This window comes from Streptomyces sp. CNZ287 (assembly GCF_007827615.1).
Genome location: NZ_VISV01000015.1, coordinates 164,099 through 183,904, shown reverse-complemented (window position 1 = coordinate 183,904; position 19,806 = coordinate 164,099). Strand labels below are relative to the sequence as shown.

15 protein-coding genes and 1 pseudogene are annotated in these 19,806 nt (G+C 75.6%); 9 read left to right on the top strand and 7 right to left on the bottom strand.

Annotation, left to right across the window (positions count from 1 at the left end):
- Positions 1 to 17 precede the first annotated feature (17 nt).
- Entirely contained in the window at positions 18 to 563 is a 546-nt protein-coding gene (locus FB457_RS25185; protein ID WP_047019306.1) for a type 1 glutamine amidotransferase domain-containing protein, read from the bottom strand.
- Positions 564 to 780: 217 nt separating this feature from the next.
- On the opposite strand from FB457_RS25185, the gene FB457_RS25180 reads away from it, so the two are divergent.
- Entirely contained in the window at positions 781 to 1,794 is a 1,014-nt protein-coding gene (locus tag FB457_RS25180) for a zinc-binding alcohol dehydrogenase family protein (RefSeq protein ID WP_145783384.1), read from the top strand.
- A gap of 33 nt (positions 1,795 to 1,827) precedes the next feature.
- Here FB457_RS25180 and FB457_RS25175 read toward each other — a convergent pair whose 3' ends face one another.
- From FB457_RS25175 to FB457_RS25165, 3 genes are all read right to left on the bottom strand, one after another.
- Complete coding sequence (locus FB457_RS25175) at positions 1,828 to 2,838, bottom strand: DUF3048 domain-containing protein (RefSeq protein ID WP_145783382.1); 1,011 nt, start codon at positions 2,836 to 2,838, stop codon at positions 1,828 to 1,830.
- A gap of 65 nt (positions 2,839 to 2,903) precedes the next feature.
- Positions 2,904 to 3,362 carry a hypothetical protein gene (locus FB457_RS25170; RefSeq protein WP_047019309.1) on the bottom strand — a complete coding sequence of 153 codons (459 nt, stop codon included), beginning with the start codon at positions 3,360 to 3,362 and terminating at the stop codon, positions 2,904 to 2,906.
- Between the two features lie 107 nt (positions 3,363 to 3,469).
- Complete coding sequence (locus FB457_RS25165) at positions 3,470 to 3,952, bottom strand: phosphatase domain-containing protein (RefSeq protein ID WP_486589128.1); 483 nt, start codon at positions 3,950 to 3,952, stop codon at positions 3,470 to 3,472.
- Between the two features lie 81 nt (positions 3,953 to 4,033).
- Here FB457_RS25165 and FB457_RS25160 point away from each other — a divergent pair, with 81 nt between their 5' ends.
- The 3 genes and pseudogenes from FB457_RS25160 to FB457_RS25150 all read left to right on the top strand — a co-directional run bounded on the left by FB457_RS25160 (position 4,034) and on the right by FB457_RS25150 (position 9,438).
- On the top strand, positions 4,034 to 5,323 hold the full coding sequence (locus tag FB457_RS25160) for a DUF4185 domain-containing protein (protein WP_145783380.1): 1,290 nt from the start codon (positions 4,034 to 4,036) through the stop codon (positions 5,321 to 5,323).
- A pseudogene (locus tag FB457_RS25155) lies at positions 5,323 to 5,972 on the top strand (mycothiol-dependent nitroreductase Rv2466c family protein). Before FB457_RS25160 ends, FB457_RS25155 begins: the two are co-directional and overlap by 1 nt.
- 85 nt (positions 5,973 to 6,057) lie before the next feature.
- Positions 6,058 to 9,438: a hypothetical protein gene (locus FB457_RS25150; RefSeq protein WP_145783378.1), complete on the top strand. Its 3,381-nt coding sequence runs from the start codon at positions 6,058 to 6,060 to the stop codon at positions 9,436 to 9,438.
- Positions 9,439 to 9,511: 73 nt separating this feature from the next.
- Here FB457_RS25150 and FB457_RS25145 read toward each other — a convergent pair whose 3' ends face one another.
- Entirely contained in the window at positions 9,512 to 10,696 is a 1,185-nt protein-coding gene (locus tag FB457_RS25145) for a saccharopine dehydrogenase NADP-binding domain-containing protein (protein WP_145783376.1), read from the bottom strand.
- A gap of 177 nt (positions 10,697 to 10,873) precedes the next feature.
- On the opposite strand from FB457_RS25145, the gene FB457_RS25140 reads away from it, so the two are divergent.
- Genes FB457_RS25140 through FB457_RS25125 form a run of 4 tightly spaced genes read left to right on the top strand, consistent with a single transcriptional unit; the run spans position 10,874 to position 16,643 of the window.
- Positions 10,874 to 12,037, top strand: a complete 1,164-nt coding sequence (locus tag FB457_RS25140) for a CoA transferase (protein WP_145783374.1) — start codon at positions 10,874 to 10,876, stop codon at positions 12,035 to 12,037.
- Positions 12,034 to 13,176, top strand: coding sequence for an acyl-CoA dehydrogenase family protein (locus FB457_RS25135; protein WP_047019315.1), 1,143 nt, complete (start codon positions 12,034 to 12,036; stop codon positions 13,174 to 13,176). Before FB457_RS25140 ends, FB457_RS25135 begins: the two co-directional genes overlap by 4 nt.
- 14 nt (positions 13,177 to 13,190) lie before the next feature.
- Complete coding sequence (locus tag FB457_RS25130; RefSeq protein ID WP_047019316.1) at positions 13,191 to 14,426, top strand: acetyl-CoA C-acetyltransferase; 1,236 nt, start codon at positions 13,191 to 13,193, stop codon at positions 14,424 to 14,426.
- Between the two features lie 39 nt (positions 14,427 to 14,465).
- Positions 14,466 to 16,643: a 3-hydroxyacyl-CoA dehydrogenase NAD-binding domain-containing protein gene (locus FB457_RS25125; protein ID WP_145783372.1), complete on the top strand. Its 2,178-nt coding sequence runs from the start codon at positions 14,466 to 14,468 to the stop codon at positions 16,641 to 16,643.
- 60 nt (positions 16,644 to 16,703) lie between these two features.
- Here FB457_RS25125 and FB457_RS25120 read toward each other — a convergent pair whose 3' ends face one another.
- Both FB457_RS25120 and FB457_RS25115 read right to left on the bottom strand, forming a co-directional pair.
- Complete coding sequence (locus tag FB457_RS25120) at positions 16,704 to 17,153, bottom strand: N-acetylmuramoyl-L-alanine amidase (protein WP_253911533.1); 450 nt, start codon at positions 17,151 to 17,153, stop codon at positions 16,704 to 16,706.
- Between the two features lie 190 nt (positions 17,154 to 17,343).
- Positions 17,344 to 18,156, bottom strand: coding sequence for a MerR family transcriptional regulator (locus FB457_RS25115; protein ID WP_047019318.1), 813 nt, complete (start codon positions 18,154 to 18,156; stop codon positions 17,344 to 17,346).
- 160 nt (positions 18,157 to 18,316) lie between these two features.
- Between FB457_RS25115 and FB457_RS25110 the strand changes: the two genes are divergently transcribed.
- Complete coding sequence (locus FB457_RS25110; protein WP_047019319.1) at positions 18,317 to 19,645, top strand: M14 family metallopeptidase; 1,329 nt, start codon at positions 18,317 to 18,319, stop codon at positions 19,643 to 19,645.
- The last annotated feature ends 161 nt before the right edge of the window (positions 19,646 to 19,806 follow it).

The following is a 19,806-nucleotide window of genomic DNA, read 5'->3' as shown; positions in this document are numbered from 1 at the left end:
GGGGGACGCCCGCCGGTTCAGCCCTGCGCAGCCTTGGCGAACTCCGCCAGGAACGCCTCGCCGAACGCCTTTAGGTCGCCCGGCTTGCGGCTGGTGACCAGCGTGTTCGGTCCGTCGGAGCAGATCTGGACCGGTACGTCGACCCAGGTGCCGCCCGCGTTGCGGATGTCCGTCTGCAGGCTCGGCCAGGAGGTGAGCGTGCGCCCGCGGACGACGTCCGCCTCGACCAGCAGCCACAGGGCGTGGCAGATCGCCGCCACCGGCTTGCCCGTGCGGAAGAACTCCCGGGCGAAGGAGACGGCGTCCGCGTCCATCCGCAGGAAGTCGGGGTTGGCGACGCCGCCCGGCAGCACCAGCGCGTCGTACTCGTCGGCGCTGGCGCCGGCGACGACCTGGTCGACCTCGAAGGTGTCCGCCTTGTCCAGATGGTGGAATCCCTGGGCCCGGCCCGGACGGGTGGAGACCAGCCGGGGCGTGTGGCCGGCCTCCGTGACGGCCTGCCAGGGCTCGGTGAGCTCGACCTGCTCGACCCCCTCGGGGGCGACGAGGAATGCGATGCGCATACGGGCACGTCCTTTCGACGATCATGGTGGTCACCGGTCACGGCGCATGCTGCCGATGATCACCTCCGATCTCCGCGCGGGCGTGCGACCCGCGGGTACCCGGCGTGGCGCGATCGCACACGCCCGCGCCGACAGCCGGGGGCATCCGAGGTCGCAGGGGAGTGCGCCGCCCGGCGCGTCGTGGACGGAGGGGACCGGCGCCCGCGAGGATGGGGGCATGGGAGCCACGCCGCCGACGTCCATGCGGGCCTGGGTCGTCACCGCGAAGGGCCGGCTGGAGCCGGTGGAGCTGCCGGTGCCCGAGCCGGGGCCCGACGAACTGCTGGTCCGGGTCGAGGCGTGCGGCGTGTGCCGTACGGACCTGCACGTCCGCGACCACGACCTCCCGCCGCACAAGACGCCGGTCGTGCCCGGCCACGAGGCGGTCGGCGAGGTCGTCGCGGCCGGAGCCGCCGCCGAACGGCGCATCGGATCCCGCGTGGGCATCCCCTGGCTGCGCCACACCTGCGGACAGTGCCGCTGGTGCGAGCGGGGCCAGGAGAACCTGTGCCCCTTCTCGCGCTACACCGGCTGGGACGCGGACGGCGGTTACGCCGAATACGCCGTGGTGCCCGCCCCGTACGCCTACGCGCTGCCCAAGGAGCCCGCCGCCGAGGACCTGGCACCGCTGCTGTGCGCCGGGATCATCGGCTACCGCGCGCTGCGCCTGGCGCACCTGCCGCCCGGCGGCCGGCTCGGCCTCTACGGCTTCGGTGGCTCCGCGCACCTGACCGCCCAGCTCGCCCTCGCCGAGGGCGCCGAGGTGCACGTGCGCACCCGCTCCCGGGCGGCGCAGCGGCTCGCGCTGGAACTGGGCGCCGCGACCGCGGCGGGGGCCGACGAGCCGGCGCTGGAGCCGTTCGACTCGGCGGTGCTCTTCGCGCCCGCCGGCGAGCTGGTGCCGGTCGCGCTGGAGGCGCTGGACGCCGGCGGGACGCTCAGCGTGGCGGGCATCCACCTCACCACCATTCCGGAGCTGGACTACGAGCGGCACCTCTTCCGCGAGCGGGTACTGCGCAGCGTCACCGCCAACACCCGCGCCGACGGCCGGGAGTTCCTCGCCGCCGCGGCCGCGCACGGGGTGCGTGCGACCGTCACCCCCTACCCCTTCGACCGGGCGGACGAGGCGCTCGACGACCTGGCGGCGGACCGGGTCAGGGGCGCGGCGGTGCTGCGGATGGACGCGGGCTGAGGGCGCGTACGACGGGAGAGGTGCCCGGCGCGGTCAGCCGCGGGGCACGTAGACGACCCACACCTGGCCCTCCGCCACCGGCATCGGCTCGCCGTCCGGCGTCGTGAACACCGTGCGGTCCGCCTCCGTCGGGCGGTCCCACTCGGCGGCGTACGCGCGGCCGTCGCGCAGCACCGTCGCGTCGCCGGCGCCGACGGTCTCGGTGAACGGCGAGTTGTTGCCCCACCGGTCGCCGAACCCGCCCTTGCGGATGGTCGTCTCCTGGAGCACCACCGTCGGCGGCGCGAGCCGCGTGCCGCCGCTGGTGGCGGGCGTGCCGTCCATGGAGACCTCCCAGCCGCGGCGCTCGGCCGACCAGTCGAAGGTGAAGCTCGCGGCCGGCATCTCCACGGTGCGCGTGCCGGTCTTCCGGCCGCCGGCCGGGGCCTCGCCGGTCCCGTAGAGCGACGCGGCGTCCATGCCGGCGAGTTCGGGGGCGGCGTCGGTGACGCGCTCGGGGCGCAGGTACAGGTTGTGGGGTATGGGGCGGTCGGTGCCGCGGAAGTACGCGCCGGGCAGTTGCTCGGGCGGCACGGGGCGCAGCGGGGCGCTGTTGATGTACGGCTTGAGCCTGGACTGCGCGCCGGAGTACGCGAGGACGGGGTCGTCGTACTGCGCGAGCAGCTCCAGGTCCGTCTCGCGGGCGCTGCGCACCGGCCCGACGACGTCGGGGAGCCCGGAGGCGTAGACGGCGAGGAACCGGCTGATGCCGGCCTCGACGCGCTCCACGTGCACGACGTCGGCCTCTTCCAGGCCGGTGTGCGGCCGGGCGGCCGCGGCGTTGTCCAGCTTCACGCCGAGCACCGGGCCCTCGGGCGCGGGCGGCTCGTCGGCGGGTGCGGGCGTCGGCGAGGGGGAAACGGCCGGGGAGACGGGGGAGGAGCGGGCCTGGGGGCGGTGCGCCCTTTCCTCGGTGCCGCCGTGCGACCGGGCGAACAGCACCGCGGCGACGGCGACCGCGGGCACCAGGAGCGCCGCCGCTGCGGCCGCGTGCTTCTTCTTCAACGAACCCCCCACTCGGCGTACTACCGATGACCTACCCGCCCCGGCCGCCCTCTACCGCGGCGGAGCTAGCGCAGCAACTGGTCGGCGACGACGAACGCGAAGCCGGCGGCCAGCACCGCCATCGCGACCCGGGTGCGGCCCGCGCGGCTGAGCATGATGGCGGTACCGGAGAGGATGAGCGCGCCGCCGTAGAGCGCGAACGTCAGCAGCGACGCCTCCGTCCGGAACCGCACCACCATCGCCACGCCGACGGCCACCATCACGCCCGCCGAGGTCAGGGCTCGTACGCGGCGCGCCTGCCGCGGCGTGAGCCGGGGCGGCGGCGGCTCTTCGCCGTCCTCGCCCTCCTCGCCGTCGAGCGGGCCGGGCAGTCCCGCCGTCTCATCGGAGTCACCGGCGCCGGGCGTGTGGAGGTCGCCCGTGTCGGTGCCGGCCGCGGCTATACCGGTCTTTCCGGCGTTTCCGGTCTTTTCGGTCTCATCGAGGCCCGTGTCGTCGATGTCCGTGTCGTCGCGGGAGGTCATGTGCGCCGAGCGTAGTCGCCCGGCCGCGGCGCGGGAGGGGCGGGCCGCGATCCGGCCCGGGATTGAGCGGGCGTTGCCGCTCCCGCGGGTGCCCGCGGGAGCGGACGCTACGTGCGGCCCTCGTCCTCCTGCGCCGCGCGCAGCGGCTCGGCGGACGGCATCCAGTCGGCCCGTACGACCGGGAAGCCGGCCTTCTCGTACGCCTGGCAGACGAGTTCGTCGTCGTCCACGACCACCGCGACGGTCCGCCCGCGGGCCACCCGGCGCAGCAGGTCGGGCTTCGCCACCCGGGCCGGCCGCCGGTCGCCTGCGCGGCGCATCCACAGCGGGCCCTCGGGCAGGCCGTGGGCGGCGAGCCAGGCCACGGTGTCCCCGCGGGTGCGCTCCGGGCGGCCGGTGACGTAGGAGACCTCGCAGGTCCCGGCCCATCGGAGGGCGAGCGCCACGCCCTCGGGCAGCGGCGGATCGAGAGGGGCCGCGCGGAAGAAGCCGTCCCAGTCCTTGGGGGAGGACGCGAGGTGGTGCAGCCGGTGCCGGGTGTCGGTGAGGGTGCCGTCCAGGTCGAACACCGCAAGGTCTCGCTTCGCCACGCCGCCAGCCTACGGGCGCCCGCGGGCAGCGTCCCACGGGGTGCCTTACGGATCACCGGCCACGCCCGTTACCGTGCCCCGATGGAGCGACGCCAGACCGCCGGCGCCGGGATAGCCCTCGCCCTGCTGCTCGTCGTGGGTCTCGTCGTCGTGCTCACCGACGACGACTCCGGCGATGACGCCGGGGCCTGTACGGGCCTGGCCGTCTCCGGCTGGAGCGCCGACGCCGCGACGACGGACGAGTTCGCGCGCTACGGCGACGACGCCGCCCGCACGGACGACTGGACCGGCGGCGACGGCAACCACTCCGTCCGGCTGCCCGACGGCCGCACCCTGTGGCTGGTCTCCGACCCGTACCTCGGCCGGGTCCAGCCGCCGCCCAACAAGCAGGGCCAGCCGCACGCCTGGCGCGACACCTCCCTCGGCACCCCCGCGTGGACCCGCAACGCCGCCCTCGTCATGTCCCCGGACGGCCGGCTCGAACGCACCCTCCTCGGCGGCGCCCCCGGCGCGCCCGCCTCCCTCTTCCCCGAACCCGGCGCCCCGGTGCGGCAGTGGCGCTGGCCGGTGCACGCCGTGGTGGAGCCGCGGGCGCCCGGCTCCGCCGAGCAGGTGCTGCGGGTGCTCCTCTGGCACCGGCAGGAGGCGCAGCAGCCGTGGATCTACGGCGTGCCGCTGGCCACCGAGGTCGCCACGCTCTCGCTGCCCGACCTGCGGTTGGAGGGCATCACCCAGGTCGACGACCAGTCGCGGGTCGCCGACCCCGCCGACCGCCTCGTCTACGGCGCGGCGGCGGTGCGGCGAGGGGACTTCACGTACGTGTGGGGCGGCACCGACGGCCGCACCCCCGAGCAGGCCGAGCGCAGCTCCCGCGCGCACCTCGCGCGGGTGCCGGTGGGCCGGCTCGGGGACCGGTCGGCGTGGCGGTACTGGGACGGCGAGCGGTGGAGCCGGGAGGCGGCCAGCTCCCGGCCGGTGCTGGGGGACGGCGGACGCAAGGGCGTCGGCAGCGCGTTCAGCGTCGTGCGGCAGGGGGACACCTGGGTGCTCTTCACGATGGACGCGGGCGGGCCGGGCGGCAGCGGGCTGACGACCGTCGCGTCGTACTGGGCGTGCCGGCCGGAGGGCCCGTGGCACGGGCCGGACAAGGCGTTCACCGCGCCGCTGCCCGAGGACGCGGCCGGCGGCTCGGGCGCCACCGCGTACAACCCGCAGGCGCATCCGGGCGTCGGCTCCGGCGACGGGCTGCTCCTCGGCTACGACGTCAACTGGCTGGACGCCTCGGCCGACGACGTCTCCGCCAACGTGCACCGCAACGTCGCCCTGTACCGCCCGCGGTTCGTCCGCCTGCATCTCGATACGGTGAAGTGATGAGGACGGACGAGGCGGCGGATCCCGGAGACGGCCCGCCCGCCGTCGACTTCTGGTTCGACCCCGTGTGCCCCTGGACGTGGACGACGGCCGCTGGCTGACGGAGGTGCCGCTGCTCACCGGCATCCGGGTGCGCTGGCGGGTCATGAGCCTGGCGGTCCGGGGCGAGGGCCGCGAGGTCAACCCCGAGGATCCCGAGGGGGAGTGGGGCGACTACCTCCGGCAGCCGGTGCGGGTCTGCGCCGCCGTCGCCGGGCACCACGGGTCCGACGCCCTCGGCCGCTACTACGCGGCGCTGGCCGTAAGGCTGCACGAGCGCGGCGAGTGGGACGGCCTCACCCGTGCGCTCGACGACACCGGGCTCCCCGCGGAACTGGCCGCGGCCGCCGAGTCGGAGGCGTACGACGAGGCGTTACGCGCCTCGCACGCCGAGGGCATCGCGCTGGTCGGCACCGACGTCGGCAGCCCTGTCCTCGCCGTCACCCCGCCCGGCGGCGCCCGCTTCGCCTTCTTCGGCCCCGTCGGCTCGCCCGCGCCGCGCGGCGCCGACGCGCTGCGGCTGTGGGACGGGCTGCTGACGCTGGGCGGCGTGCCCGGCCTGTACGAGATCAAGCGCACCCGCACCCGCGCGATGCCGTCGTTCGACTGACCGCCGCCCGGCCGGCCGGGCGGCGGTCCGGCTCGTACAGGAATTCGGCGCCGGAGCGGCCACCGGCACGGAACAATGCCGTCCCATGCAGCCTCACGCCGACGACCTCATCCGCGCCCTCGAACCCCTGCCGTACCCGCGGCGCCTCGGCGAACTGGCCCTCGCCGCCCGCCGGGCCGCCGGCCGCGGCGAACTGGCCGCGCTCCTCGACGGGCTGGAGGGTCATGGCGGGTACGGCCGCCGGCTCGCGGCGTTCGCCGCCCTCGTCGGGCGCGACACCGCCTTCCTCGCCGCCCGGCTCGCCCACCCCGACCGCGCGGTGCGCGCCCAGGGGATGAAGGCCGTACGGCGCGGCCTGCTGCCCGACGACGCCGTCGTCGCCGCGTTCGAGGACGCGCCCGCAGTGGTGCGCGGGCAACTCGTCCGCGCCGTGGTCCGCGGCCGCCGCACCGCCGTGGCGGAGGCGCTGATCGGGCCGGTCGGCGAGCGGTGGGGCGACGCCGAGGCCGCGCGGCTGCTGCCCGCCTGCACGGAGGAGACCGTACGCCGCCTGCTGCCCGCGCTCTGGCCCGCGCTCAGCGGCCCCGCCGCCCTCGCCGGCCGCCACCCCGGGGCCGTACTGGACGAGGCGGAGCGGCAGTTGGCCCCGCTGGCGCGCGGCGGCCGGGCGGCATGGTGGACCGCGAACTCCCGCGTCGTCGCCCCGCTCGCCGACGCCGCCCCGGAGCGCGTGCTGGACCTGCTGGAGCGCTTCTGCCACGGCGGGCTCCAGCCGCTCGTGCACGAGCGGCTGAACCGCCTCGTGGCCGCCGACCCCGGCCGCACCCTGCGCCTGCTGCTCGCCCCGGAGCGCCGCCGGGGGACCGCCGCGACCCGGCTCCCGCGCACCGTGCTCGACCGGCTCGTCGCCGCCGCGCCGCCCGAGCTGACCGAACTCGCCCGGCTCTGGCAGGAGAACACCTCCTCGCTCACCGACCTGCTGCGCCGCACCCCGCCGTCCCGCCGCGAGGCGCTCTTCGACGCCGCCATGGCCGGACGGGACACCACCCGCGACGACTTCCCGCCCGACCTCCTCGACGCCCTGCCCCACCCGCGCCGCGCGGCCGAGGCGCGCCGCATGGCGGCGCAGGCCCGGGAGCGCGACGCGCACCCGTCGGTCGTGCTGCGCGCGGTGGCCTGCCTGCCCGTCGCCGAGGCCCGCGGCGAACTGCTCGCCGCCCTGCGTCGCTCCGACGCCGACGAGCGCGCCGAGGCGTACCGGCTGCTCGTCGCCAACGCCGCCCGCTCCGGCCACCCCGAGGACGTCACCAGCGCCGTCCGGCTGCTGGCCGAGCGGCTGCGCAACGACCAGGACCCGGTGCGCTCCGTCGCGCTGCGGCAGCTCGCCGGGACCCATCCCGCGCTCTTCACCGCCGACGCGGCCGACCACCTCCACCTCATCGCCGCCGACGCGATCGCCGCCCGCGACTCCTCGTCGCTCACCCGCGGGGCGCTGCGCACGCTGGCTGTCGCGCTGCTCCGCGAGCACGTGGCGGGCGGGCGGCCCGAGCTGGTGAGCTTCTCGCTCCGTACGATCACCCGGCTCACCGGCCACACCGGCGGCGCCGACCTCGGCCGGCTGGACACCTCGCTGCGCCGCGGGCAGGAGCACGAGGTGTTCGACGCCCTCGAACCGTGGCTGGAGGCGGGCGCGGACAAGGTCGACCACGGGCTGACGTTCGCGCTCGCGCGGGCGCTCGGGCGGCGCGCCTGGGGAATGCCCAAACTGCAGGAGTACCTGTGGCAGGCGGTGCAGTTCGGCAACGACGCGACCGTGAGCACCGCCGTGTCGCTGTGGCTGGAGCCGCGGGCGGGCCGCGGCGAGCGCGTCGGCCGGCTGCTGGCGCTGGAGCCGTCCGCGGCGGTCCTGCCGCCGGTGTACGCGGTGCTCGCCCGCAGCCGTACGGACCTGCTGGACGGCGTCCTCGGCGACACCCCGCCGTGGGGCAGGTTCCTGACGCGGCGCGCCTCCTGGACGCCGCCCGTCATCACGCCCGAGCGCTGGACGCCCGCCCAGCAGGCCGCCGCCGCCCGGCTGCTGGCCCGCGCGGCGGCCGACGCCGGGCTGCCGCTGCACGACCGCGCCCGGGCCCTCGCGGAGGTCGCCCGCATACCCGGCCACGGCTTCGACGTCGTCTTCCGCTACACCGGGGCGGACGACGTCGTGCTCGCCGAGGCCGCGCTCGCCGCCCTGGTCTGGACCGACCGGCCCGCGGAGGCGCTGCCGCTGCTGCTCGCGCACGCCGGCGGCGACCGCGCCCGCGTCGCCGTCTACGCCGCCACCCGCGCCACCCGGCACGCGGCACCCTCGCGCGTCGAGGCGGCCCTGCGCCCGCTGCTGCTGCCCGGCCCCGACGGGTCCGTCGCGAAGGTGACGAGCCGCAAGGAGGCCGTCCGCCTCGCCGCCGCCCGGCTGCCGGCCGAGCGCGCGGCGGTGCTGGTGGCGGGTGCGTACGAACTGCCCGAGCAGCACCGCGACGTCCGCGCCGCGTGCGTGGCGTTCGCCGGCGGCCTGCTCGGCAGGCCGGAGGTGTGGGGGATGCTGGAGGCGGCCGCGGCCGACGACCCGGAGGTACGGCTCCCCCTGCTCCGGCCGCAGCCGCGCGACCTGCGCGAGGAGTACCGGCCGCGGTACGCGGGCCTGGTGGAGGCCGCGAGCCGCACCGAGGATCCGCAGCTCGCCTGGGCCGCGTACACCGGCCTCGCCGGCTGGGCGCCGTGGTCGCCGACCGCGGCGGACGTGCTGTGCCGCGCGGTCACCGACCTCGGCAACCGCGGTACGTGGGAGCCCGCGGCCGACGCCCTCGTCACCCTGGCGATCAACGCCCCCGCGGACGACCCGGCGCGCGAGCCCGTCGTACGCGCCGCGCGTGAACTCCGCGTCCGCGCCCTCGGCCAGCCCGACGCCGAGAAGGACCGCGACCTGCCCGCACGCCGGCGCCTCGCCTCCCTGGTGTGGCGGCTGACCACGCGGACACGGACCCTGCGCCCCCTGCTGCGGCCCACGGTGCACGCGTTCGCCGACGTGCTCGCGGCGGACGACGACTTCGTGCCGCAGGCGGCGGTGCTGCGCACGGAGGCCCTGGACCTGGAGGCCGGAACCGCGGAGCTGACGGCGGCGCTGCTGGACCTCGCGGCGCTCCACGAGGGGCGCCCCGTGCTCGCCGAGACGACGGCGGGCACGCTGGGCCGCCGGCTGGACGGGGACGGCCGGCCGGGCACGCCGGACGCCCGGGCGGAGGCGGCCCGCGCGCTGGCGGCGGCGGGCGGGCACGCGGAGGGCCTCTTCGCGGTCGCGCTCACCAAGTCCGGCGGTACGCGCGCGGGCTGGCCGGAGCCCTGGCGGGCCACGCTGCGCACCCTGCGCGCACACCCGGAGCGGGAGGTGCGGGACGCGGCCCTCGAAGTGCAGACGGCACCCGAGTAGGCCGTACGGACCGGGGGCGCCGGCTCGTACGGGAGCGCGGCGGGCCCGTTCACCGCGGGCCCGCTCGCCCCCGCTACGGCGACGCGACCCAGACCCGGAAGCCCAGCCCCGCCGTCACCAGCCGGGCCGTCAGCGCCTCGCCCATCGCCTGCGCCGTCGTGACCTGCCCCGACGTCTCCGGCAGCGGGTCGTACGCCAGGCACATCGCCGCCTCCGCCAGCATCTTCGCCGACTCGTCGTACCCCGGGTCCCCGCCGCTGACCTCCGTCACCACCCGCCGGCCGCCGCCCGTGCCCACGAAGCGGGCCGAGAACCAACTGCGCGCCCGGCGCTGCTCCACCGGGCCCGTGCCCGGCGCCAGCCGGGACGCCATCAGCTTCCGCAGCGGCGGCAATTGGGCCGCGGCGGCGAACGCCCCGGCGCCCAGCACGCTGCCCGCGGCGACCGGCAGCCGCCTGACGGCGGCGTAGTGGCGGTAGCGGAAGTCGGGCCCGTACCGCGGCAGCGCCGCCGCCGACCGCGCCACCACCCGCGACTCCAGCGTCGGCAGCGGCAGCCCCCACGCGCGCACCGCGCCGCTGCGCGTCGGCGCGCCCAGCGGCGCCCGCACCCGGCGCCCCGTCACCCGCGGTTCCATCCGGCGGCGGGCCCGCGCCGCGCGCGCCCCCGGCAGCGGCCGGGAGACGACCCCGAGCGCGGACGCGAGCGTGCCTCCGGAGAGCCCGCCCGCGGCGCGCAGGAAGCCGTCGATGCGCAGCGGCACGTCCTCCGGCAGTTGCCCGACGGTGAACCGCACGCCGAGGTCGAACGGCGTGCACTCGAACCCGCAGGCGTGCACCAGCCGGGCCCCGGTCTCCCGGGCCCGCTCGTGGTGGCGCACGTACACCCGGTCGACGAACTCCGGCTCGCCGGTCAGGTCCGCGTAGTCCGTCCCGGCCGCGGCGCAGGCGGCGGCCAGCGGCTCGCCGTGTCGCAGGAACGGGCCGACCGCCGTGGCCACCACCCGGGTCCGCTCGGCCAGCCCGCGCAGCGCCGCGGGGTCCGCCGCGTCCGCGGTGAGCAGCGGCAGGTCGCCCCACTCCGGCCGGATCGCGGCCACCCGGTCGCGTACCTCCGCCAGCCTGCCGGTGTCGCGCCCGGCGAGCGCCCAGCGGCAGCCGGCCGGCGCGTGCCGGGCCAGGTACTCGGCGGTGAGTCCGCCGGTGAAGCCGGTGGCGCCGAAGAGGATGAGGTCGTGCGGCCGGGGCTCGTCTGCCATGGCACCCAGGGTGGTTCATGAGGCGCCGTCACGTATACGCGCCGGACGGTGGATTCCCGTTCCGTGCCCCCGCGGCGGCGTCCGACCCGCGCGGGGTGTCCCCGCACTTGTGCCCACTGAAACGTGTTCTTATCATCTCTGGTGTTACACAGTTGGTGTCACACCGCTGGGGGCTTGATGGGGAGCACGGGGCACGGCCCGCTGCACGGCGTACGCGTGGTCGAGCTGGCCGGCATCGGCCCCGGGCCGTTCGCCGCCATGCTCCTGGCCGACCTCGGCGCCGACGTCGTACGGATCGACCGGCCCGGCGGCCCGGGACTCGGCATCGACCCCGCGCACGACCTCACCAACCGCAACAAGCGCTCCGTCGTCCTCGACCTCAAGTCCGCGTCCGGCGCCGCCGCCGCGCTGGCCCTCGCCGAGCGGGCCGACATCCTCGTCGAGGGCTTCCGCCCCGGCGTCGCCGAGCGCCTCGGCGTCGGCCCCGGCGACTGCCTGGCGCGCAACCCCCGGCTGGTGTACGGGCGGATGACCGGCTGGGGCCAGGAGGGGCCGCTGGCGGAGACCGCGGGGCACGACATCGGCTACGTCGCCGTCACCGGCGCGCTCGGCATGATCGGCCCCGCCGGCGGCCCGCCCGCCGTCCCCGCCAACCTCCTCGGTGACTACGCCGGTGGTTCGCTCTACCTCGTCGTCGGCGTGCTGTCCGCACTGCAGCACGCCCGTACCACCGGGGAGGGGCAGGTCGTCGACGCGGCCATCGTGGACGGCACCGCGCACCTCACCGCGATGATCCACGCCATGGTCGCCGCCGGCGCCTGGACCGACCGCCGCGGCGCCAACCTCCTCGACGGCGGCGCGCCGTTCTACGGCGTCTACGAGACCGCAGACGGGCAGTACATGGCCGTCGGCGCGCTGGAACCCGCGTTCTACGAGGAGTTCGTCCGCCTCCTCGGCGCCCCGGGCCACCTGCCCGACCGTGGCGATCCCGCCGCCTGGGCGGAGCTGCGCGAGCGGCTTGCCGCGCGGTTCCGGGAGCGTACGCGCGCGGAGTGGACCGAGGTCTTCGCCGGCTCCGACGCCTGCGTCGCCCCCGTGCTGTCCCTGCGCGAGGCCCGCGACCACCCGCACCTCGCCGCCCGCGGCACCTTCACCGAGGAGTACGGCACCGTCCAGCCCGCCCCCGCGCCCCGGTTCTCCGCCACCCCCGGCGCCGTACGCCGTCCGCCCGCCGCCCCGGGCGCCGACACCGCGGCCGTCGCCCGCGACTGGGACGTCCCCGGTCTCTCCGGCCTGCCCGACCCCACCCCCACCCCTGCCCCGACCCAGGAGGAGCGTTGAAGCGCCGGCTGTACGGGCCCGAGCACCTGGCCTTCCGCGAGACCGTGCGGACCTTCCTCGCCAAGGAGGTCACCCCGCACTACGCGCGATGGGAGGCCGACGGCATCGTCTCCCGCGACGCCTGGCGCGCCGCCGGGCGGCAGGGGCTGCTCGGCCTCGCCGTCCCCGAGGAGTACGGCGGCGGGGGCCACGACGACTACCGCTTCGCGGCCGTGCTGGCCGAGGAGTTCGCCGGCGCCGGCGCCCCGGGACTCGCCGTGGGCCTGCACAACGACGTCATCGGCCCGTATCTGACCTCCCTGGCGACCGACGAGCAGAAGCGCCGCTGGCTGCCCGGCTTCTGCACCGGCGAGCTGATCACCGCCATCGCCATGACCGAGCCGGGCGCCGGCTCCGACCTCCAGGGCATCCGCACCACCGCCGAGGACCGCGGGGACCACTGGCTGCTCAACGGCGCCAAGACGTTCATCTCCAACGGCATCCTCGCCGACCTCGTCGTCGTGGTCGCCAGGACCACCCCCGAGGGCGGCGCGCACGGGCTCAGCCTGCTGGTCGTCGAGCGCGGCGCGGCCGGCTTCGAGCGCGGCCGGAACCTCGACAAGATCGGCCAGAAGGCCCAGGACACCGCCGAGTTGTTCTTCACCGACGTACGGGTGCCGAAGGACAACCTGCTGGGGGAGCGCGACGGCGCCTTCGGCCACCTCATGGCCCACCTGCCGCAGGAGCGGATGGCCATCGCCGTCGCCGCGGTCGCCGCAGCCGAGCACCTGGTCGAGGCCACCACGGCGTACGTCAGGGAGCGAGAGGCGTTCGGCAGGCCGCTCGGCCGGTTCCAGCACATCCGCTTCGAGATCGCCGAGATGGCCACCGAGTGCGCCGTGACCCGGACGTTCGTCGACCGCTGCATCGAGGACCTGGCGGCCGGCGAGCTGGACGCGGTGCACGCCTCGATGGCCAAGTGGTGGGCCACCGAGCTGCAGAAACGTACCGCGGACCGCTGCCTGCAACTGCACGGCGGCTACGGCTACATGAGCGAGTTCCCCGTGGCCCGCGCCTTCACCGACGGGCGTGTCCAGACCATCTACGGCGGCACCACCGAGATCATGAAAGAGATCATCGGCCGCTCCCTGCTCTCCTGAGAGGCGCACCAACCGTGACCACAACCGCCAGGCCGTCCGTCACCGACGCCTACGTCTACGACGCCATCCGCACTCCCCGCGGCCGCGGCAAGGCGAACGGCGCCCTGCACGGGACCAAGCCGATCGACCTCGTCGTCGGCCTCGTCCACGAGCTGCGCCGCCGCCTCCCCGGCCTCGACCCGGCCGCCGTCGACGACGTCGTGCTCGGCGTCGTCAGCCCGCACGGCGACCAGGGCTCCGACATCGCCAAGATCGCGGCCATCGCCGCCGGGCTGCCCGACAGCGTCGCCGGGGTGCAGGAGAACCGCTTCTGTGCCTCGGGACTGGAGGCCGTCAACATCGCCGCGGCCAAGATCCGCTCCGGCTGGGAGGACCTGATCCTCGCCGGCGGCGTCGAGTCGATGTCGCGGGTGCCGATCGGCTCGGACGGCGGCGCCTGGTTCAACGACCCGATGACCAACATGGAGGTCGGCTTCGTACCGCAGGGCATCGGCGCCGACCTCATCGCCACGATCGGGGGCTACAGCCGCCGGGACGTGGACGAGTTCGCCGCGCTGTCGCAGGAGCGGGCCGTCGAGGCGTGGAAGGAGGGCCGGTTCGACCGCTCCGTGGTGCCGGTCGTGGACCGCGCCGGGCTCACCGTCCTGGACCGGGACGAGCACATCAGGCCCGGCACCACCGCCGACAGCCTGGCCAAGCTGAAGCCGGCGTTCGCCGACATCGGCGAGCTGGGCGGCTTCGACGCCGTGGCGCTGCAGAAGTACCACTGGGTGGAGCGGATCGACCACGTCCACCACGCGGGCAACTCCTCCGGCATCGTCGACGGCGCCGCCCTCGTCGCCGTCGGCTCCGCCGAGGTCGGCCGGCGGTACGGGCTCACCCCCCGGGCCCGTATCGTCTCCGCCGCCGTCACCGGCTCCGAGCCCACGATCATGCTCACCGGGCCCGCGCCCGCGACCCGCAAGGCGCTCGCCAGGGCCGGTCTCGGCATCGAGGACATCGACCTGATCGAGATCAACGAGGCGTTCGCCGCCGTCGTGCTGCGCTTCATCGAGGACATGGGCGTCAGCCCGGACAAGGTGAACGTCAACGGCGGCGCCATCGCCATGGGCCACCCCCTCGGCGCCACCGGCGCCATGATCCTCGGCACCCTCGTCGACGAGCTGGAGCGCCGCGACCTGCGCTACGGCCTCGCCACCCTCTGCGTCGGCGGCGGCATGGGCATCGCCACCGTCGTCGAGCGTGTCTGACCCCGTCCCGCCCCCGCCTACGGAGACCATCTCATCACCATGAGCCACACGAACACGATCCGCTGGGAGCAGGACGACACCGGCGTCGTCACCCTCGTCCTGGACGACCCGAACCAGTCCGCCAACACCATGAACGCGGACTTCATCCAGTCGCTCACCGTCGTCGCCGACCGGCTGGAGGCCGAGCGGGACGGCGTGCGCGGCGTCGTCTTCGCCTCCGCGAAGAAGACCTTCTTCGCCGGCGGCGACCTGCACGACCTCATCCGCATCGACCGGGAGCACGCGCGCGAGGCGTTCGACGCCGGCATGGCCGTCAAGCACGCGCTGCGCCGCATCGAGACACTCGGCAAGCCCGTCGTCGCGGCCCTCAACGGCGCGGCACTGGGCGGCGGCTACGAGATCGCGCTCGCCTGCCACCACCGCGTCGCCCTGGACGCGCCCGGCTCGAAGATCGGGCTGCCCGAGGTCACCCTCGGCCTGCTGCCCGCGGGCGGCGGCGTCACCCGTACCGTACGGCTGATGGGCATCACCGACGCGCTGCTGAAGGTGCTGCTCCAGGGCACCCAGTACCGGCCGCGGTGGGCGCTGGAGAACGGGCTCGTGCACGAGGTCGTCGAAACCGAGGAGGAACTGCGCGCCGCCGCCCGCGCGTTCGTCGACGCCCACCCGGAGTCCCGGCAGCCCTGGGACGAGCCCGGCTACCGGATCCCCGGCGGCACGCCGCAGAACCCGAAGTTCGCGGCCAACCTCCCCGCGTTCCCCGCCAACCTGAAGAAGCAGCTCGGCGGCGCCCCGTTCCCCGCCCCGCGCAGCATCATGGCGGCGGCGGTCGAGGGCTCCCAGGTCGACTTCGAGACCGCCCAGGTCATCGAGGCCCGCTACTTCGTCGACCTGGCCGTCGGGCAGACCGCCAAGAACATGATCCAGGCGTTCTTCTTCGACCTCCAGGCCGTCAACGCCGGCCGCTCCCGCCCGTCCGGCGTCCCCGAGCGGCGGGTGGCGAAGGTCGCCGTGCTGGGCGCCGGGATGATGGGCGCCGGCATCGCCTACGCCTGCGCGCGCGCCGGCATCGAGGTCGTGCTGAAGGACGTGTCGCCCGAGGCGGCCGAGAAGGGCAAGGCGTACTCCGCCGGGCTGCTCGACAAGCAGCTCGCCAAGGGCCGTACGACGCAGGAGAAGCGGGACGCACTGCTGGCCCGCATCACGCCGGCCGCGGACCCGGCGGAGCTGGCCGGCTGTGACGCCGTGATCGAGGCGGTCTTCGAGGACCCCGCGCTCAAGCACAAGGTGTTCCAGGAGATCCAGGACGTCGTCGCGCCCGACGCGCTGCTCTGCTCCAACACCTCCACCCTGCCCATCACGCTGCTCGCCGAAGGCGTCGCCCGCCCGCAGGACTTCGTCGGGCTGCACTTCTTCTCGCCCGTCGACAAGATGCCGCTGGTCGAGATCATCAAGGGGGAGCGCACCGGCGACGAGGCGCTGGCGCGCGCCTTCGACCTCGTACGGCAGCTCGCCAAGACCCCGATCGTGGTGAACGACTCGCGCGGCTTCTTCACCTCCCGCGTGATCGGCCACTTCATCAACGAGGGCGTGGCCATGGTCGGCGAGGGGATCGAGCCCGCGACCGTCGAGCAGGCCGCCGCCCAGGCCGGCTACCCGGCCAAGGTGCTGTCCCTGCTCGACGAGCTGACCCTCACGCTGCCCCGGAAGATCCGCAACGAGACGCGCGCGGCCGTCGAGGCCGCGGGCGGCAGCTACCCCGTGCACCCGGCGGAGGCGGTCATCGACCGCATGGTCGACGAGTTCGGCCGCACCGGGCGGGCCGGGGGAGCGGGCTTCTACGACTACGAGGACGGGAAGCGGACCCGGCTGTGGCCGGGGCTGCGGGAGCACTTCACCAAGGCGGACCGGGAGCCGCCGCCGCTGCGCGACCTCCAGGAGCGGATGCTGTTCGCGGAGGCGCTGGACACCGTCCGGCTGGTCGAGGAGGGCGTGCTGACGTCCGTCGCGGACGCGAACATCGGCTCGGTCTTCGGCATCGGCTTCCCCGCCTGGACCGGCGGCGTGCTGCAGTACATCAACGGCTACGACGGCGGGCTGTCCGGCTTCGTGGCGCGGGCACGGGAGCTGGCGGAGGCGTACGGCGAACGCTTCGAGCCGCCCGCGCTGCTGCTGGCGAAGGCCGAGCGGGGCGAGCCGTTCATGGACGCCGTCTGACCGAGCCGGGGCCCCGCCGCGCCGGTCCCGGCGGGGCCCCGGCGTGCGGCGGGGTCGTCGTCAGCCGACGCGCATGGTGCGGATCGTGCCGATCTTGGCGTAGAGCTTCGCGCCGGGGCAGGCGGTCGGGTAGAGCCTGCGGTGGGACGTGACGCGGTAGACGGTGGTCGAGTCGCCCTTGTCGTACTTGCCGTTGGATTTCCCCGCGGTCAGCCTCACCTTGCCGGTGCGGGTGTGACCGGCGACGTCGAGGCGCCACTCGGAGAGCCGGGCCAGGGCGCCGGTGACCTTCGAGGGGACGGACGCCGAGCCGTAGGAGCCGATGACCGCGGCGCCGCTGGTGTTCTTGTTGAAGCCGAGGGTGTGCGCGCCGGTGACCGGCTTGGTGACGCCGCCGCGGCGGCCCTCGTAGACGCGGCCGCACTTGTCCACGAGGAAGTTGTAGCCGATGTCGTTCCAGCCGTTGGTGGGGAAGGCCCAGCGGCGTCCCCGTCGGGGGCGTGCGCTCATGCTCCAACTCCTCGGCGCGGACGGCGGTTTGCGACTGCGACGCGGATGAGCATGACAACGCCGTCGGGCCCGGGCAAGAGCGGCCGCGGGGTTCGCACATGTCGTTGCGCAAAGAACGCCGGTCGGACCTCAGCCGTCACGGGCGTACGTGCGCAAGGTCACTCCGCCGGGAGGGACGCGGGGAAGGGGGTCAGCCGGGCGGGAAGGAGGCCCGCAGCTCCGCCTTCATGGACCGCTGGAAGGCCGTCACGAGCGCCTGCACCACCATCGGCTGCATGTGCGCGGAGAGCGACTTCATCGTCTCGACCTGCTCCGGGTCGGGGTCCGCCTCGCCGAACGGCTCCCACACCTCGTCGTGGAAGAGCCGGGTCAGCTCGCGGGCTACCGCGCGGGAGTGCTCATGCACCACGTCCCGGGCGGCGAGGACGGTCTCCAGCCGGATGGGCACGTCGAGGAGCCGTACGCCGAGGTGGAGGACCACCGGGTCGACGCGGAAGGTGTCATCGCCGCCGTCCGCGCCGGATGCCGTGTCGTACGCGGCGGCCGCGGCGTCGTGCGTACCCGAGCCCGCGTCGTAGGCTCCGGGCCCCGGCGGCGTACGCTCCAGCACGCCCATCGCCGCCAGCCGCGCCACGTCGTCGTCGGTCAGCGACCGCCCCGCGCGCCGCTCCAGCTCCGCCCGGCTCACCTCGGTCTCCGCGTCCGGCACCCAGGTGGCCACCAGCGCGCGGTGCAGCGCGTGGTCCTCTGCGCTCAGCCCGGGCGGCAACTGCTGCACGTACCGCTCGATCGCCGCCAGCGTCAGCCCCTGATGCTGCAACTCCTCGATGAGCGCGAGCCGGGACAGATGCTCGGGGCCGTAGCGCCCCACCCGCCGTGGGCCGATGACCGGCGGGGGCAGCAGCCCGCGGGTGGAGTAGAAGCGGACCGTGCGCACGGTGACGCCCGCGCGTGCGGCCAGCTCGTCCACGGTCAGCCCGGCCGCCTCCGTCTCCTGGGTCATGGTCCAACAATATTGCTGTCTCACCGGTCCTGTGAAAGACCGCGGCGCCCTCCGGATGCCGGGCCGCCGTCGAGAGTTCGTGCGCGGAGGCTTCTTCGGCGGGTCACCCTCGGCTATCTTCTGGCCACCCTCGTCGTGCTCCGCCTCCGGGAGACCGCTCATGCGCATACGCGCCCCCCGTCTCACCGTGCTCCGCACGGCCACCCTCGCGGCCTGCGCCGCGGCCGTCGTGCTGGCGCCGCCCTCCGGCCCGCCCGCCGAGGCCGCCAACCCGCCGCGTACCGGCTTCGAGGAGAGCGGCGGCGCCCGCTGGACCAGCGAGCAGGAGGAGGCGGAGTTCCTGGCCACCGTCGCCGAGGACAGCAGGCGCGTCGCCGTCGACCGCATCGGCACCACCGAGCAGGGCCGCCCCCTGAACCTCGTCCGCATCGGCGCCCCCCGACCGCCCACGCCGGCCGAGGCCGTCCGCGGCAGCGTCGTGCTCCTCATCTGCAGTCAGCACGGCGACGAACCGGCCGGCCGCGAGGCGTGCCTGACCAGCCTCCGCGACCTCGCCTACGCCAAGGACGCCGGGACCCGCCGCTTCCTGGCCCGCAACACCGTTCTCGTCGTTCCCAGCGCCAACCCGGATGGGCGCGCCGCCGACACCCGCGGCAACGCCGACGGCGTCGACGTCAACCGCGACCACGTCGCCCTGGAGACCGCGGAAGGCCGCGCCATGGCCGCCGTCATCCGCGACTACCGCCCCGACGTCGTCCACGACCTGCACGAGTTCGACGCCACCGAGCCGTACTACGTCAAGGACGTGCTCGCGCTCTGGCCGCGCAACCTCAACACCCACGACGGCGTCCACCGCGAGGCCCGCCACCTGACCGAGGACCACGTCCGCGCGGGCGTCGAGGAGGCCGGTTACAGCAGCGGCGTCTACGGCATCTGGACCGACCCGCAGACCGGCGAGCCGATCCGCCAGGTCGCCGGCGACGGCCAGGAACGCATACTGCGCAACGCCGCGGGCCTCAAGCACGCGGCCGGGCTGCTGGTCGAGACCCGTATCACGGCGCTCACCGACGAGGAGCGCGGCGACCCCGCCGCCAACCACCGCCGCCGGGTCACCTCCCAGCTCACCGCGCTCGACGCCACGTTCACCTACGCCGCGGACCACCGCGGCCGGCTGGCCACGGCGACCGCGGCGGCCCGTGCCCGCGGCCTCGCCGACACCGGTCCCGTCTACCTCGGCGGCGCCGACAACGAGCCGCCCGCGCCGGGCCAGATCATCGACGACCCGCCCTGCGGCTACGAACTCGACGCCGCGCAGTACGGTGCGGTCGGCGATGAGCTGGCGCTGCACGGCATCGAGGTCCGCGAACGGCCGGACGGCGGCGCGCTGGTGAAGCTGCGGCAGCCGCTGCGCGCACTGGTGCCGCTGCTGCTGGACCAGCGGGCGGTCTACGAGCTGGCGGACGGCAGGCCGCTCGAACACTGCCGCTGAGCGGGGCGGTGCGGCCGGACGCCGCCGTTTCGGCGCGTGGGGCGCACGAGGGCTGTACCCGGGGCGGCGGCCAGGCTGTACGGAGGGCGGCTCGGCTGTCGGTGGGCCCGCCTACCCTTGGGCGGGTGTGCGGGGAGGTACCGGGCCTGCGGGGAGGTGCG